11 protein-coding genes are annotated in these 16795 nt (G+C 53.3%); 5 read left to right on the forward strand and 6 right to left on the reverse strand.

Features of this window, described 5'->3' with window-relative positions:
* Positions 1-54 precede the first annotated feature (54 nt).
* Complete coding sequence (locus LMS44_RS03770; RefSeq protein ID WP_051051937.1) at positions 55-702, reverse strand: TIGR00725 family protein; 648 nt, start codon at positions 700-702, stop codon at positions 55-57.
* Between the two features lie 111 nt (positions 703-813).
* Between LMS44_RS03770 and LMS44_RS03775 the strand changes: the two genes are divergently transcribed.
* Positions 814-1590, forward strand: coding sequence for a DeoR/GlpR family DNA-binding transcription regulator (locus tag LMS44_RS03775; RefSeq protein WP_039858762.1), 777 nt, complete (start codon positions 814-816; stop codon positions 1588-1590).
* 162 nt (positions 1591-1752) lie between these two features.
* Positions 1753-2265, forward strand: a complete 513-nt coding sequence (locus LMS44_RS03780; protein WP_009286808.1) for an opioid growth factor receptor-related protein — start codon at positions 1753-1755, stop codon at positions 2263-2265.
* A 20-nt stretch (positions 2266-2285) separates the two neighbouring features.
* Here LMS44_RS03780 and LMS44_RS03785 read toward each other — a convergent pair whose 3' ends face one another.
* Both LMS44_RS03785 and LMS44_RS03790 read right to left on the reverse strand, forming a co-directional pair.
* Positions 2286-3014 carry a hypothetical protein gene (locus LMS44_RS03785; RefSeq protein ID WP_009286809.1) on the reverse strand — a complete coding sequence of 243 codons (729 nt, stop codon included), beginning with the start codon at positions 3012-3014 and terminating at the stop codon, positions 2286-2288.
* Positions 3015-3146: 132 nt separating this feature from the next.
* A complete protein-coding gene (locus LMS44_RS03790) occupies positions 3147-3737 on the reverse strand; it encodes a DsbA family oxidoreductase (protein WP_039858764.1) in 591 nt (196 codons plus the stop codon).
* A gap of 170 nt (positions 3738-3907) precedes the next feature.
* Between LMS44_RS03790 and guaB the strand changes: the two genes are divergently transcribed.
* The 3 genes from guaB (at position 3908) to LMS44_RS03805 (ending at position 11388) form a co-directional block, all read left to right on the forward strand.
* Positions 3908-5377 carry an IMP dehydrogenase gene (gene guaB, locus LMS44_RS03795; RefSeq protein ID WP_039858765.1) on the forward strand — a complete coding sequence of 490 codons (1470 nt, stop codon included), beginning with the start codon at positions 3908-3910 and terminating at the stop codon, positions 5375-5377.
* 94 nt (positions 5378-5471) lie between these two features.
* Complete coding sequence (gene guaA, locus LMS44_RS03800) at positions 5472-7049, forward strand: glutamine-hydrolyzing GMP synthase (protein WP_039858767.1); 1578 nt, start codon at positions 5472-5474, stop codon at positions 7047-7049.
* A gap of 448 nt (positions 7050-7497) precedes the next feature.
* Entirely contained in the window at positions 7498-11388 is a 3891-nt protein-coding gene (locus LMS44_RS03805) for an nSTAND3 domain-containing NTPase (RefSeq protein ID WP_009286810.1), read from the forward strand.
* Positions 11389-12495: 1107 nt separating this feature from the next.
* Here LMS44_RS03805 and LMS44_RS03810 read toward each other — a convergent pair.
* From LMS44_RS03810 to LMS44_RS03820, 3 genes are read right to left on the reverse strand one after another with little or no spacing between them, the layout of a single operon-like run.
* Positions 12496-14835 carry an AAA family ATPase gene (locus LMS44_RS03810; protein WP_009286811.1) on the reverse strand — a complete coding sequence of 780 codons (2340 nt, stop codon included), beginning with the start codon at positions 14833-14835 and terminating at the stop codon, positions 12496-12498.
* The gene (locus LMS44_RS03815) at positions 14810-15475 is read right to left on the reverse strand and encodes an ABC-three component system middle component 1 (protein WP_009286812.1); all 666 of its coding nucleotides are present in this window, start codon (positions 15473-15475) and stop codon (positions 14810-14812) included. The genes LMS44_RS03810 and LMS44_RS03815 overlap by 26 nt, the downstream gene beginning before the upstream one ends.
* Positions 15472-16698, reverse strand: a complete 1227-nt coding sequence (locus LMS44_RS03820; protein WP_039858769.1) for an ABC-three component system protein — start codon at positions 16696-16698, stop codon at positions 15472-15474. Before LMS44_RS03820 ends, LMS44_RS03815 begins: the two co-directional genes overlap by 4 nt.
* Positions 16699-16795 lie beyond the last annotated feature (97 nt).

Consider the following 16795-nt stretch of genomic DNA (forward strand, 5'->3'; position numbering starts at 1 on the left):
TGTTAATAGAGATAAATGACCATAATGTAAGAATTTGATCGTTTGTTGATATATTCATGATGGTTGTGTGACTCCCCATAGGTGTGCGGCCGTTAGCGCTAAGGCTTCTTCCACGCTGCAGATAGGCGTAGTGCCTTCGGCATTAGGGGCATCAGGGAAGGTGAGTACAGGCTTATTAAAGTGACGGCCAAAGGCTACCTCGGTGTGCGTGCCCAAGCTTCCGCCAACGGCGATCAGCAGCACACTGGCTCGGGCGATAAGCACGTTGCGTGCCTCGCCCAAGCCGCTGGCAATAGGTAGGGTGACCCAGGGATTGGCGGCTTCTGCGCTAGTATCGGGAAGCAGACCGATGACCTCACCTCCCTTGAGCGCGGCCCCTTTGCTGGCCGCTTCCATAACGCCGCCCCGGCCGCCACATAACAGCGGAATGCCCAGCTCGGCCAGACCTGCGCCTAAGGCATAGGCTATTTCAAGCTGTTGCTGAGTGGCCTCGCGGGGGCCAATAACGCCTACCGGGGGGCGCTGCATCGGCGTGTTACTGCGCTTTAATGCAATCAGCGCTTCGCGGGGCAAACAGGGGGATTGCAGTACAGCTGGCCAACTGGCCTTGCCCAGCGGACGCATTTTGGGCGACAGAGGCTCATCTGCGTGCGTCATGATACGCTGGCATTCATCAAGATAAATTTGTAATGTCTGAGTCATGTTTTGATCAAAATGTAAGAATTTGATCGTTATGGTCGCGCCCCGCTGTGTCAATTTGATGACGGACGGTCGCAAGGCCGGATTTTTTTATCAGGGGATTGTTTGTTACCGATGACTGACCTAGCGCATTTGAACCCACGCCATCGCGAACTCATTGCCTTGGTTGAATTGCATGGGCATGCCTCGATCGAATTTCTTGCCCAGCGACTCAACTGCTCCGCTCAAACCGTGCGGCGCGATATTCGTAAACTGTGTGACGCTAATGTGCTGCAGCGTTTTCGGGGCGGGGCCCGGATCGAAAAACCCCAGGTTAGGCTTGGCTACGCCACCAAACAGGATTCGCAGCAGGTAGAGAAGGGGCGTATGGCGACCCTGGCGGTATCGCAGTTGCAGGAAGGCGAGGCGCTGTTTCTGGATACGGGCACAACCTGCGATCACGTTGCCCGCGAGCTGCTGAACTACCGTAAAAGGCTGCACGTGGTCACCCATAATCTAACGGCTGCGCTGACGCTCGCTGCCCAGCATCAGTTGTTGGATATCCATGTGGTGGGCGGCAAGGTAGCGGGGCGGGATGGGGCGCTGACTGGGTCGCGCACCATCAAAGAGCTGACCAGCTATCGGCTGGATGTGGCGATGATTTCCGTTTCAGGCATAGATGCAGAGGGTTACCTGCTCGACTTCGATAGTGAAAAAATAGAAGTAAAACAAACCATGATGCGCCACGCTGGCCGTAAAGTTCTGCTGATGGGGTCAGCGAAATTATGCCAGCGCGGTATCCAGCGTGTTGCTCATCTTGATGAGTTTGATCAAGTGATTTGTGATGCGCCTGCACCCGAAGAAATTCAGGCGCTCATGACCTACCCTGAGCGTTGGCAAGAAGCTTTATAGGCTCGCTGGTTGAGTTGGCTGACGTAGAGGGCAGTGGGCGTTGGTGCGTTCATTGCTGTCCCTTGCTTTAGGGAATCCGGGAATCTTTACGGCTAGTGGCGTAAAATGGCGTTGTTGTTACGAAATATCATTGTATTACCCAGGAGATGACGAGGAAATGCTATGGGCCACCACCCAACACCGTTGATCGCTTTTTACCGTGGCGAGGCACCGGATCATAAAGGGCGCTATATCGATGCCGTCTGGGCCTTATCTCACTTCTGGCTAGAGCATACCCACGATTATATTCAGTGGCTTTTTCCCATTCCCGAGGCTGGCCGTTTTAACGCTTTTGCCCCGCTACTGACTGATGTCGAGCGTGAAGTATTTCACGACGATAGCGCGTTGCGTGAGCAGCAGCGAGTCTCGCTGGATGTGATGTTAAGTTTTTTGGGTTTAGTGCGGGATGGGCTCAACATTACTGCCCAGCCGAGCCTCAATATCCGCGATCATATTTGGCTCAAAGCAGGCGGGCATAATCACCTACGTATCTCGCGGATGATTCGTTCGTTGGCGCTTTGCCATCAGTACGATCTGGCGCTGGCTTTACAGGAAGCGGTGATACGTATTGGTACCGAGCAGGGCATCGTTTCAGATGCCTCGATCCAGTATTGGAGCGAGGCACATAAGGAGTAGCCTGTATTATTCGGATATTGTTACTGGCATGCCGCAATAATGGTAAAGCCGTAAAGCCTTACGTCTGGCGTTCCCTCTACGAGGCAGCCTCTTCGGCGTGATGTGGTCACCGGGTCTGTCAGTGGCTGGAAATAGCTGAAGTGGTAGCTCGCGTATAACTGAGATACGATCCTTTCGTGTGTTGCAGAGCAGAGTGCTTCCCATTGATCCGTATTGCCCTTTTGTCTGTTATCCACATGCAGGTAGAGGGCGATAGGGAGCTTGATAACCTTCTTCTTTAGTGCTTTTCCCAGGCTTGTTTCATCAAGCTCGATGAGCTGATTGACGGCTTTCTGCCATGGGCGAACGAGTCGCTGTGTCGTTGTTGCGTATTCTTCACCAGGTTGACGACCGTTCACAGAAGCACGAATGACTTTCAGTTCGACGAGAAAACTGGTGCTGCGATAGTCGAAAATGATATCCACTCGGCCTTTGCCGCTGGCTTCATCTGTCTGACGAGATACCTGTACTTCAGTGGCAATGTGGCCAATCTGGCTATTAAAGCCATCACTTAGCAGCGCCTTGATAAAGGTACCGTAGAGTTCCCGCTCATTGGGAATACGTGTATTGCGAATGAAATGACGCGTATCTGGATCGTCAAGCGCTTCCCCGAAAGCACTGCATAACGTCACCATCATATCGCGCGAAACACGTGCCCCCGTGATGTTATCTGGATTGCTGTAGTAGAGCTGCCTAGGTTGGTCTGCCATTCTTGTCCCCTTTTATTAATAATAATCAGCATGATACACCCCATAACCTCACCATCACACTCAAGGGTTTGCTAGGCACGATGGGTGAGTTGGTTGACGGTGAGGGCCTGGGGAATAGGGGAGGCCATAGACTTAAGCGCGCTCAATCAGAAAACGTTTGAGGGCGGCAGGATCAGGCACGCCCTGAATCACTTCGCCATCGATGACCAAGGTAGGCACCGACTGGATAAGCGCTTCTTCTACCGAGTGGCGCTGGGCCATCTGGTGCTGCTCGCGGTAGCGGCCTTCGGCCAGCGCATCGAGCACCGCTTGGCGCTCCAGGCCTACCGACTCACCAATATCCGCCAGCACTTCCGGGTCGCCGATATCGCGCTCCTGCTGGAAGAACGCTTTCAGCGCTGCCATGGAGTAGGCGTGGCCCAAGCCTTGCTCTTCGGCCATGGCAAACACTTCAAAGGCTTTGTCGGTGCGCGGCTGCGGCGAAATATTGGGCAGCTTGATGGGCACGCCGAGCTTTTTGGCCATGGGATAAACCGAATCCTGCCATATCTTAGGCAAGTAAGGGTCTTCCACCTTCAACGTGGGCACCGGGGCAGGGCGCAGCTCGAAGGGCCGCCAGCGGATTTCCACATCCATACCGTCGGTTGCCTGAACAATGGCCTCTTCGGCTAGCAGGCAGAAGGGGCAAACGTAATCGGTGTAAACAATAATCTGTTGAGACAAAAAGCCCCCTTGAACAGTAAAAATGGCCAGCTATCAGCCTAACAGCATACGTCATTAGCATTTGGTATAAGCACAAAAGCCTGACTGCATTGCTGGAAAGGCCCTCAAAACGCTATAATAGGGGATTAACCTTTCACGCCCCACTTCCTCTCAATCAGGGTGTTGCCGCTATGCTACGTATGGCCCAAGAAGCACTAACGTTCGATGACGTTCTCCTCGTTCCCGGCTTCTCCGATGTCCTCCCCAAGGATGTCAGCCTCAAAACCCGCCTGACCCGCAATCTTTCGCTCAATATTCCGCTCCTCTCTGCCGCGATGGACACCGTTACCGAAGCGCGTCTAGCGATTGCGATGGCCCAGGAAGGCGGCATCGGCATCATCCATAAGAGCATGGCCATGACCCAGCAAGCCGCTGAGGTGCGCAAGGTCAAAAAGCACGAAAGCGTGATTGTGAAAGACCCGGTCACCGTTAGCCCGAAAGCCAAGCTTGAAGACCTGCTCGCCATGGCCCGTGAATACGGCTTCTCCGGTTTCCCCGTGGTAGAAGGCGAAACCCTTGTGGGTATCGTGACCGAACGCGACATGCGCTTCCAGCCTAACCACGGCGACAGCGTTGAAGCGATCATGACGCCGCGCGACCGGCTGGTTACCGTCAAAGAAGGTACCGACCTCGAAACCAGCAAAGCCAAAATGCGCGAACACCGCATCGAGAAAATGCTGATCGTTGATGACGAGTTCCACCTGCGTGGCCTGGTCACCTTCCAGGATATCGAAAAAGCCCGCACCTACCCAATGGCTGCCAAAGACAGCGATGGCCGTTTGTTGGTCGGCGCGGCGGTAGGTACAGGCCCGGAAACCCCGGATCGCGTGGCCGCCCTGGCCGAAGCAGGCGTGGACGTGATCATTGTCGATACCGCCCACGGCCACTCCCAAGGCGTTCTCGACCGCGTTCGCTGGATCAAAGAACACTTCCCGCAGATTCAAGTAATTGGTGGCAACATCGCCACCGCGGGTGCTGCCCGAGCTCTGGCCGAAGCAGGCGCAGATGCTGTGAAAGTCGGTATCGGCCCTGGCTCGATCTGCACCACGCGCATTGTAGCCGGCGTAGGCGTACCGCAAATCACCGCGGTTTCCAACGTGGCCGAAGCGCTCAAAGAGTACGACATTCCGCTGATTGCCGATGGCGGTATCCGCTTCTCCGGTGACCTGGCCAAGGCGATTGCCGCTGGCGCCAGCGCCGTGATGGTTGGCGGCCTGCTGGCCGGTACCGAAGAAGCCCCCGGTGAAGTAGAGCTTTACCAGGGCCGTACCTACAAAGCCTACCGCGGTATGGGCTCCATGGGCGCCATGTCGCAAAACCAGGGCAGCGCCGACCGCTACTTCCAGGATAAGAGCGAAGGCGCCGAGAAGCTGGTACCGGAAGGCATTGAAGGCCGCGTTCCCTATAAAGGCATGATGGGCGCTATTGTCCACCAGCTGATGGGTGGGCTGCGCGCTTCCATGGGCTACACCGGCTGCCGCGATATTCAGGAAATGCGCACCAAGCCGGAGTTTGTACAGATTACCGGCGCTGGCTTTAACGAATCCCACGTTCACAACGTGCAGATCACCAAAGAAGCTCCCAACTACCGGGTGAGCTAACCAGCGCTTTTAGTTAAAACGGCGGCGGGCATTGCTCGCCGCTTGCTTTTTGGCCTTACCAGCGGCACCCACACCGCTTAACCGAGACCCCGCCATGAGTGACATTCACGCCCATAAGATTTTGATTCTCGACTTCGGCTCGCAGTACACCCAATTGATCGCCCGCCGGGTACGCGAGATCGGTGTTTATTCCGAAGTCCGCGCGTTTGATATCACCGAAGAGGAGATCCGCGAGTACAACCCCAACGGCATTATCATGGCCGGTGGCCCGGAATCCGTGACGGAACTGGACTCCCCGCGTGCGCCTCAGTGCGTGTTTGAGATGGGCCTGCCGGTGTTTGGGATCTGCTACGGCATGCAAACCATGGCCGAGCAGCTGGGCGGTAAGGTAGAAGGCTCCAACCAGCGTGAATTCGGCTACGCGCAGATTCAGATCGACGAAGACAACGCGCTGTTCAAAGATATCAAAGACCACGTAGACGCTAAAAGCGGTAAAACCCTGCTGGACGTATGGATGAGCCACGGCGACAAGGTGGCCGAAGCGCCCGACGCGTTCACCGTGACTGCCTCCACACCGAGCTGCCCGATTGCCGCCATGGCCTGGGAAGAGAAACAGTTTTACGGCGTACAGTTCCACCCGGAAGTGACCCACACCCTGCAGGGCCAGCGCATTCTTGAGCACTTCGTGCTGGATATCTGTAAAGCCGAAAAACTCTGGACGCCCGCACAAATCATCGAAGACCAGGTTCAGCGCGTGCGCGAGCAAGTGGGCGATCGCCACGTACTGCTCGGCCTCTCCGGTGGTGTGGATTCCTCTGTGGTTGCCGCGTTGCTGCACAAAGCGATTGGCACCCAACTGACTTGCGTGTTCGTCGACAACGGCCTGCTGCGTAAAGCGGAAGGCGATCAGGTAATGGAGACCTTCGCCAAGCACATGGGCGTGAAGGTGATCCGCGTAGACGCCGAAGACCTGTTCCTCGGCAAGCTGAAGGGCGAGAAAGACCCGGAAGCCAAGCGCAAAATCATCGGCAACACCTTTATCGACGTATTCGATGAAGAGGCCAGCAAGATCGACGGCGTCGACTTCCTGGCCCAGGGCACCATCTACCCGGACGTGATCGAATCCGCCGCCTCTAAAACCGGCAAAGCGCACGTGATCAAATCCCACCACAACGTAGGTGGCCTGCCGGAAACCATGAAGCTCAAGCTGGTCGAGCCGCTGCGCGAACTGTTTAAAGACGAAGTGCGCAAACTCGGCCTGGAGCTCGGCTTACCCTACGACATGGTCTACCGCCACCCGTTCCCCGGCCCCGGCCTGGGCGTGCGTATTCTGGGCGAAGTGAAGAAAGAGTACGCCGACATCCTCCGCGATGCCGACGCCATCTTCATCGAAGAGCTGCGCGCCTCCGGCTGGTACGAAAAAACCAGCCAAGCGTTTGCCGTGTTCCTACCGGTGAAATCGGTAGGCGTAGTCGGTGACGGCCGCCGCTACGAATGGGTCATCGCGCTACGCGCCGTAGAAACCATCGACTTCATGACCGCCCGCTGGGCGCACCTGCCCTATGAGCTGCTTGAGAAAGTTTCTAACCGGATTATCAATGAGTTGGAAGGGGTTTCGCGGGTGACTTATGATGTTAGTAGTAAGCCGCCTGCTACTATTGAGTGGGAGTGAGGGTTTTTATAAACACTTGATTTAAATATGATATTTCACGTTCCATTGATGATGCGTATTGCGTTATCAATGGAATTTTTTATGGTATTGAGTTGGGTGTCACAAGTTGGGTGTCACAAGTTGGGTGTCACAAGTTGGGTGTCACAAGTTGGGTGTCACAAGTTGGGTGGCGCTTATCCCAAGGGCACATCCAGCGACTGGCATGGCATTCTGGGAGTGCGGCCGTTCTCCGTATGCGTCCAGCCCAGTCATCTTGATTACGAAGAAGGCGGACACTCGGCGGTACATCACGATGACTAAGGCGCAGGTGGTGGCGCAGTGCGCCGAATTCGCTCTCTGGACCCGCGACGCCCTCGGGTGAGCCGGTTGCCATGGCGACGCATTCCGATGGATACTCAAACCATCTAACCAGATAGCAAAGAGGGAGGTTTCGTTTCGACGAAGAGGCATGTCCATAGAAATCATCGGCCAACAGAAGTACCGCTTTCAGGACCACGTATGCGCACTTCTGGCTGTGCTCGCGTCTGGGAATCCAGGGGCTTCGCTGCAGATCGAGCCCAAAGATGGCGAAGATGCACTTCTACAAACCACAGAAGGCGGCGTTGCCAGAACGGTGGAAGTGCAGGTGAAGGGCGCAACCACCGCCATCACGCATGACGTATTGGCGGATTGGCTTGTACACTATCCAGCCCACGGTGACAGCGGATCGCTGCTAGAGCGGATTTCGAGCGACTCCAGCAGATCCGTGCTCTTTGTTGCCAGCGGCCGCTGCAACGATGCCGTCGTCCCCCATGCGGTGCCCCTGTCGGTCCACACGACGCACGTTCCTAAGGGGAGGGTGACAACCACCACTGAGTGCGGAATGCGGGAGAGCCTGAATAACTACGAAACCGGCACTTCATCGACTGACTCGGAGTTGACTAAACGACGTCGAGCGAACATCGGAACATTGCTTGTTGTCACACCTGCTGCTTCACTGAAGGCAGCACTTCAAAGGGTTCTGATCACTGAACGGCTCGACGAGGCCGAGGTTCTAAGACGCATTCGAGCCACCCTTGAAGCTGTTCACCGCGTGGTTCCAGATCGGGTCGAGGAGGCGACAAGACGCATCACAGAGATCGTCGTGACGGAGAAGAAGACCGGGGTGAACGTACTGCCACAGGTGGACGGGGTCATCTCCTGGAGCTCGGCGGTAGACCCACTGGTGGCGGCGTCATATGTTTCCAGAGGGGAGGAGTGCGCCTTACTGAACCGGTTGTCGCTCGACTCTGCGCTCCTCCTCACAGGCGCCCCTCGCGTAGGAAAGACGTCCTGCGCTCGCAACTTGGCGTACTCGCTACAAAGCCAGGGCTACAGCGTTCGAATCTGTACCGACATTTCAGAAGCAGAACGCTATCTGACCGAGCCTGTCACTGGCAACCGGGCCGCTCTCGTCGACGACCCACTTGGAGGCGCGCACGCGGCGGACAACGCGGCACGCGAGCTGACGCTACTGGGCGCCCTGATCCCCAAACTTGCCAACGGCAGGCGGCTCATCGTCTCTCAAGCGCAGGACCGCCTCCTGCAAATCTCTCGATGCCATTCAGTCTCCGTCGTCCGTACGGGTAACTTGCCTTGGGTGGAGATGAGCATTGGTACCAACGACTTCCTGGGCGGCCTCTGGAGTGCACTGACCGCCGACTATTCCGTTCCGCCGGCTCTGGAAACGTTGGTTGCAGAGGGCATCGAGGCCGGGCAACTTGACTTGGAACCTGGCTGCCTCGTCTACCTTGCGGCCAACCACGACCGTGTTGGCGCGAACGCTCAGCTTGCTGACGTTATCAGCTACGCGCGTCAGGACTCGAAATCTCTGGGCGACGCGCTGCGCGAGGAGCAACTCGCACCTCTGATGAGCGCGCTCGCGATCGCATCGACACCCTCCCTGCGAAGCGCCGAGCTGGAGCTGGCATTTGTGCTGGACGACAAGCGCAGCGACCGTCCCGGTGAGTCCAATGTCAAGAGCATCACGTCCTCCTGGCCTAGCCGAGCTTCGACTAAGCCGTCGGCGCCGCCGCCAAGCTACGTGCCACTTCCGGCTTTGTCTGCTCAGCAGGTCAATGACTTGGATCGCCTTGAGCTTCGGAGGATGGTGAGCCGGGCATCCAGGCGCTACACCTTCAGCCACCCGTTCTACCGAGCCAGTGCCGAGTCGCTTGTAGATGCAGCCACGACCCGGTCAATAGAGTCGGCGCTGTCCGCTTTGGAGCGGGCGTTGTTCACGCTCGATGCTGATGCCTCACGTGCGGCGGCCACCAATCTCGGCTGGGTGTACCGAAACCTGAACACAGAGGAAGGTCGGCAAGGCGTCGTCAACATAGCGGTTCGCGGGCTGCGTTCGATCTTCCCAGCGGTACGTGATCTGTGTTTCGAGTTTCTCGCGCGCAGGCTTGCATCGCTTTCAGTGAAGGAGCAGGGAAAGGTGCCTGACTGGGTACGCAGCGTGACTGTTATGAAGCTCTCATCCGTCGAATGGACAGAGGACGGTCAGCCACGCATCCCGTCGGCCACTGTCGGAGACAGGCTAGAAGTCGACCCCTTCCCAGCATCGGTTTCCCAAGTAGAGGTGGCGGATGCGTTAGCCCTCTTCGACAGTGAGCGGCCGCATACGCTTTCCGCACACGATGCGGCAAGAGCTGTGATGTTCCTTCAGCGGTCACCGGGGCAGCTGACGCTTCAGATGGCGTCTCGTCTCCTTAGCTTTGACATCTCTATGGTCCGTGCGCCAGTTGCGCATCTCTGGCTCGGTTCCCCTCGGAACGGTGACCACCTGCTGTTGCAGCGCATCTTCAATGAGCAGCACCCATCCGTCACCAAGGCCGCATACTACGGTGTGCTGGAAGCGTGGCCGGACTGCGGTGAAGCGCGCCGCGCCGCACTTATAAGTGGACTGCAGGTGATGGCTGACTCCCCGATCTCGGCCGCGGTTCTCATCGACAGTCTAGTGCTCATTGCTCGCGAAGAGTATGGAGGCCCCGAGACCCCTTGGCTGTTGTTTGAAGCTTTGATGCCAAAGGTTCTCCGCCAACTGCCGCTGGGCGCCTCATTCAGGGACGAGCGGCTATACCACGTGGTGAAGGACGCCATTGGGAACATCTCCACTCAGAGCCTTCTGGAAATCATTGACCGTTGGATAGAGTTGGTCCATCAGTACGCGTTGTCTGGCATCCCGAGCGACTACATCCTCGGCGTCACGGACATCCTTATATCAGGTGTGCCGAGCGACATCGGCGAGAGGGGAGCATGGATCAAACGTCTGCTTGCAGTGCCAGGTACAGCAAGTCGGATCCGTGTCGTCTCGGACCTGGTCAGTGCTTGGGACGACCTGACGGACGTTGAGCGCGCGTGTCTGCTCAAGTATTTGACGACAGCGGTCCTTGATGTCATGTGGCTGCAAGCAGCAGCGTTGACACGTAGTGACGTTCCATCTGAAATCCAGAAGACGCTTCTACCAGCTGGACTCACATTGGCTTCAGCACCCGGGGAGATCATCTCTGGGTTGCCGGGCTCGGTTCTCGAAGCGTGTGTGCATGTTTACACTGGCGACCACCCCGCCATCTATTACGTTGGTGCCCACGCATCTAGAAACATCGCTTGGGAGGCGGTGATCCGGAGGATCGTGCGCATGCCAGACCACAGCATGTTCGAGGTCGCATGGGAATGGCTGTCGTCAATGGGCCAGGAAGAGGAACTGGCGGAAGTAGCGTGTGTGCTGGGCGTCGCCCATGCAGAGCGCTTGGCCGGTCTGTTGCTCGAGCGCAAACAGCGCACTACGGGCGAGTTCATGGCGAACGTCTGGGCCGTGCTCTTCGGACTACCCGTGAGTCAAGACGTGAAGTCAGATTGGCTTGCCCGGATGGCGGCCCTCGCGCCCAATGCCCTGGATTCCTTGGACGAGCACAAAAGCTGGATTCCTGAGTCGCATCGTGACGAGTTCCTGTCGCATTTCGAAAGCGACCGTGCACTGCTGAAGTTGGCTGTGACCTTTCTGAGGGTGCTGAAGGTCGTTCAAGACGGAGATGATGCCGGTGAGGAGAATGAGGTCGAACACGAAGAACTGCTCACCACAGGCCCACAGCTGAAATCCGAAATGCTGAAGCTGATCGAAGTAATGCTCGACAAGAATCCCCCGAAGCACTGGCAGACGTATGACATCGTCCTTAAGTTCATGGGGCTAGGCAAGTTCTCCGATGACTGCTTCAAGAGGAAGGTGCAGGAGCTTCGATCGCGTGCTATCGAGCTGTCCCAGGATCGTCCAGCAAGGCGAAGGCAGACTCCGAAGAACTGGGAGGGTCGCTCCTGAGTCGGTCCTGAAGCCCCCGCTACTAGCATGAATACCAGCCTTGTGTGGGGCCTTTGCAAGCTCGCTGTATGGGATGGGGACTGGGCTACTCCGGCCAGCGACAGCGCCGCTGCAGGCTCTGTTATCAAGCAGGCCCTCGATCTGTTCGCCAGCCAGACTCAGGCCCCACGTTTTTCTGCCGCGTAGTCGTGATGCCGTTAGTCCCGGCGGACGCGATTGCCGGCCATCACGAGATTCTGGCATCGACCAATCAGATCGAGTGACACACCTAGTTGCGGCATCATGGTGGCGCAGATGTCGGCGGTAGGACTCGAATGAGCGCTGAGTCCGGTTTCGATCACAGCAGTCGTTGACTCCTGAACGAATGACCGGCCGCAATCAGCCTGGTCCGGACATTCGGGCCCTGATGCGAGTTCCCGTCGTTGGTGAAATTGTGAGACTGGGCTCCATAAGGCGGTCGACGGTCCGTTACGATGCAGCTCATGCTCTCATGTGCTTCTTCTTGGCATGGTATTTTTAATGGCATTGGATAGCAGCTAATTTGCAACCTGTTGTTGCATAGGAATTATTTCGACTTATTTATGTCTGAGTGGGAGTGAGATCGCGTCCGGCATAGACCATTAGCGTTTGGTAAAAAATACTCTGGAAGCCCGCGTATATGCGGGCTTCTGGCATTTTGGGGCTGGCAAATTCTGGTAGCGTTCTGAATCCCAAGCACGGTGTTTGTGTGACATGTTACGGGGTATTAAATTCACCCTATGCCATGAGACGTCATCCCCTGATTGAGAACCACCTAATGAAGCCTTTTCACCCATTAGACCATCGGCCAGGCGGAGCGAATGAAATGCTCCATTAAGGAGGCAACGATCCGGGCGTTGCATGACACCTCGCTGGATAAGCTCCAAACCCACTTAAAGAATTATCTATGGATCTATAACAGTGCCTTGGTACTGAGGGCGCTCAAGAGCAAACCGCTGATTGGGTTTATACTTGAGCAATGGCAAAGAGAGCTCGAGAAATTTTGTAATGATTTGAGCCATTACGTCACGGAACCATACACCTAGTAAATAAATAGGAGCACGCTTCATAGGCCCCTGCCGTGGTAACTCAGCCTGCAGCTACCAGGGCTTCCTTCGCCAAACGTTGCATGTTGAGGGATTGAGTGCTGAGTCCAGCCTTAGTGAACCGGTATCGCATGTACGCGGATATATCGTCTTCGTGCGAGGAAACGATTAGCTGACGATGGCTGAACTCACAGCGCAGGAGGTCGGTCAGAGAGGCGATGTTTACCTCATCCAGAGACTGCGATGGGTCATCGATAAGGATCAGTGGTACGCTCGAGTAGACTTTATTCAGCGAAAGGAAGAAACCCAGGCTGAGTGCTGAAACCTGCCCGGAGCTCATCGACAGAATCGCGTCATACTCAGACTTCTCGGCTGTCAGGAATCTGAGTTCTTTACCGTCTTTGCTTTCAATGAACAGACCCAAGCCGCGCTGATAGTTCTGGATAAGCCGCCCGCTGTAGATGTGGAAAATTAGCTCAATCTCGGCAATGGTTTGTTCAGAGTAGTTGCGCTCCGTTTTCTCCAGGGTTGTCTTTAGCTTATTGACCTTATCTTTAGCAATTCTCGCTGCTTCTTTCTCACGCTTGATGTCCTGTATCTCATCAAAGCATTGCTTTAGCCTGCTGCTCTGTGCTTCGTTAGCTTTAGCCTCAATGTATAGCTCTTTGTCTTTCAGCGCTTGAGGTTCGACAATGTAGAAGTCTTGGAGCTCGTTGAAAGCTGCGGTGATAACCTTTCTCCAGTCTTCCGGCAGCGGCTCTGTTTCAGCTGCTTTCTGGCTTCTGATGGAGGCTGTCAGCTCCTGAGTCCGGGGGGCTACCTCCTCTTCATTTTCGGAGAAAGAATAGTCTAGCTGTACACCTAAAGCTTGAAGTCGGGCTGCAAGTTTGGTGATTGCTGGCAACCGAGATTTATCACGGAGTAAGGCGTTGTGTAGCGCGTTGTTGTACCCGACGGATAGCTGCGTATGTCGGGCCTGGATCTGGGCTTCAATCGTGGCCAGTTCAGCACTCATAATCCCCGTGAGATTGATCAGGTTCTGTCCATCAGCGCTTAGCGCATCGTTGATCTGCTTTGTTCTGAGCTCAATCTTTTGCAGCATATTGTCATGAGCTTGCCAGTCGGCGCCACACAGTGGGCAGTGCTTATCATCAGCATAGAGCTTGGCATGCTCAGCAAGCAGTGCCACTTTTAGAAGATTCAGCTCCGTAGCTGCGTTGGCATTCGAGTTACTCTTTTTCTGCAGCGCGTCACGGGTAACAATTTGCTCAAGGAACCAGTTCAAGCGTCCTTGGCCCCATCCAGGAAGGCTCTCGGCCTCATAGGCCTTAATGACTGTTGCGCCACGTTTGATGATCTCAATAGATTTAATCAGTTCGTTTAATTTATTTTTGGTGACGTCGAGATCCTCTAGCTTGTCCATATCGCTGCCAAAGCGTGCCAGGCTTTTCACAGAGTCTTTGTTAAGCTCAATGTATTTTTCAATCTCCTCGTTTTTATCCCTGATTTGTATCGCTCTCTTTAGTGTAACTAATCTTCCAAGTCGCTGGAGATTTTCAACATACTCAGCGTGGATTTCCACAGCGTAGGTAGGAAATGGTGACTCTTTGTCCCAGCCTGGGTGCAGTACAGCGGTTGAGATTTTTTTATATTCAATTGCTCCTGGATCAGCTTGAATCATCCCTTTAAGCGAATCAGCCTCAATTTCTAGCCTTAATAAATCGGCAGCACGCTTCGGATCATTTATGAATTTTGTCAGACGCATAGAGATAGCTCTGCACTTGTCAGTTTCTGCCTTCACATCGCGAATATTAAAGAGGTTGTTTAACGCCTCCTTACGTTTGTCCACCCTAGTGTGCAGGAGCTGATTTTGACCCTGTTCCAAATAATTTAAGTATGAGAAGTTTTCTTTGAAGTTTTTGCCGAAGAGCTCCTCAATGAAACTTTCGTCACGGAGATTTTCTGCTATGTAATCGTTTGACGAAAAAATGGGAAGCTCGAAGAGATTGAGGTGGTTGAATTGGTCTGCACGATTGTTGGCCTTCTCCTCAAAATCTGCTGCGGGAGTATGCCTTGCCAAAACAATTTTACGAGTTCCGTTGAAGAATTCAATTTTTATCGCTAGATCTTTCTTTCCTGAGCGCTTGTTCCAGAGTAGGTTATCCTTATAATTGGTTTTATTCCCCATCATGAGGGTGGTAAACAACTGACGAATTCGTTTTATACTGCCGGTCAATAGCAGTTCAATTGCGTCGAAAACGCTAGTTTTTCCGAAGCCATTTGGTCCATCTAATGTCAATAGCGATGAGTCGCTGAAATCTAGATGAATTTGTTTGAAAGCTTTAAAGCTTGAAATCTCAATTTTGGAGATTTGCCAGTTCATAGCTAATCAGTTCCTTGATTAAATTTTCGACATTGTTTTGGGCGTGTTTTTGTACCGTACTATAGGTATTGACAAGGTCAGCTTCGGCCACCGCCTCTTCAATCTGTAGGCGAAGCGGTACTAATTCAGCGTTTTTGATGTGGAGCTCCAAGAAAGGTAGCTTAATAAATATTTTTGCAGCTGCACTATACTTAGTAGCTGCCGTGGGTTCATTTTTGTAAATATTGAATTGCTCTTTATCTGAAATTAATTCATTTAGCTTGACGAAATCTAGCCCCTTAATAGCTTCGACTTCAGTGTCACTGTAGTAGAGCACGTATTTTTTGTAGAAGTGAGGGTCTTCTTCAATTTCGAAAATTTCCTCTTCGTGATTTTTAAATTCGGCCAATTTGTCGAGGTGATGAATACAAATTAAATCGCAATTTTTTCTAAATGCAGGATCAGTTATAAATACTTCAGGCGCTGATTGGTTGATTACAGCGTTAAGATCACCGGGCTTCATCAGTTCGTCTAACCGATGCAAAACTGCAAATCGGATTGCTGTACCATTCTCTCGCACAAAGAAGCTTGTTGTATCATTACCCTGCACTTTGGAAAATCTATGTGCTACTAGAGCCTGATGGATGAGGTCAATAATCATTTAAGCCGAGCCTCTGCGTCGTCTCGTGTTAAAATGCTGATGCATAAACTTTTCGTAATGTTACTGTCGATGCGTTCTTGAGCATCAATGGAGCTTCCATTAAAGCAATTTGTATATTTAGTATCTACTATGAAACTTTCGGTGGCCTTGGCAGCAATTAGATTGTTAAATTCAAATAGCAAATTTCCTAGATCATCGTTATTTTTTATTTCAGCGATAATCTCAGATTTGCAGTATTTTTTATCTGTTGGCTCTGGCAGATACAGCGCTGTTGGTGCGTAGAATTTATTATTGCTATCCAAGTAGTGCGGCAGTCGCTTTAAGATAGGCTCAACATTAATTGTGTGTACGAGATCTGAGTATCGCCGTATATCTGCATCCTGAATGCGTGAAAATTTTTCTGAGGGTTTCATCAGTTGGCAAAGTATCTTGAAATCACCGCCCTCTGAGAGTCTTATCAGCTCATATATGCGTCTCGCTCTTTCGTAGACCGCGTTCGACATACCTGGCAGTGATTCATCTAGTCTTTCTTCCAGATGACTGTGAAGACGCGCCTTCAGCTCTATCGCGTAATAGTCTTTTCGCTCGTACGGATTCGTGTCAGTTATGTCCGAAAGGATGCTTTCTGCAGTCACTCGACTTTCGTAAGCTGCTTTACGTTGAGTATCACCTTCATTTTGTATTCTTGCGTGGATAGCTAGCGCTTTTGAGCTGATTCTGTCTGATAGTAGACAATAATTTGCGTCTATCAGGCTGTCATCAAAAGCCACAGTTTGGCGGGCATAAATTTCTTTAATGACCTGCTTTGTCAACTCTTCAATTTTATCAAGTTCGCAATGATGAGATTCACCATATCGGTAGAATTCAACACACTCGTGATTGGAGCCCACGTAATCGCTATGGTCATTTATGGGTTGGGATATATGGAAATACCTTTTGATCCCTGCGACCCTATCTAGCTCCAGGCTAGCCGATTTTTCTAAAGCTTCCTTGTAGTTTCCACGGTAATCACCAATTTTTGCTTTTACCTGATGCGCACTAATCAGGTTGCCATCTTTGTAAATTGCGAAATCATCTGTGCTATCCAGTTGTAGCTCAAATTCACTATCGCCTTCATTAATTAGCTTGAGGCAGTGATAGAGCGCCACTTTGCCTTGGTAGACAAATCCGCTCCAAGTGGAAATGGCGCTATGAGGGTACTTGCTTGCTTCCTCGTCGCTCACGTTGACTCCTTTCACCACACGGTCATTGTAGTGGTCAAGTAAAACTGGCCACATGTTTATAGTTATTCCAGTAATTTTCCTCTGCCTGTCTTGGACT

Source organism: Halomonas profundus (genome assembly GCF_020865425.1).
Taxonomy (GTDB): domain Bacteria; phylum Pseudomonadota; class Gammaproteobacteria; order Pseudomonadales; family Halomonadaceae; genus Vreelandella; species Vreelandella titanicae.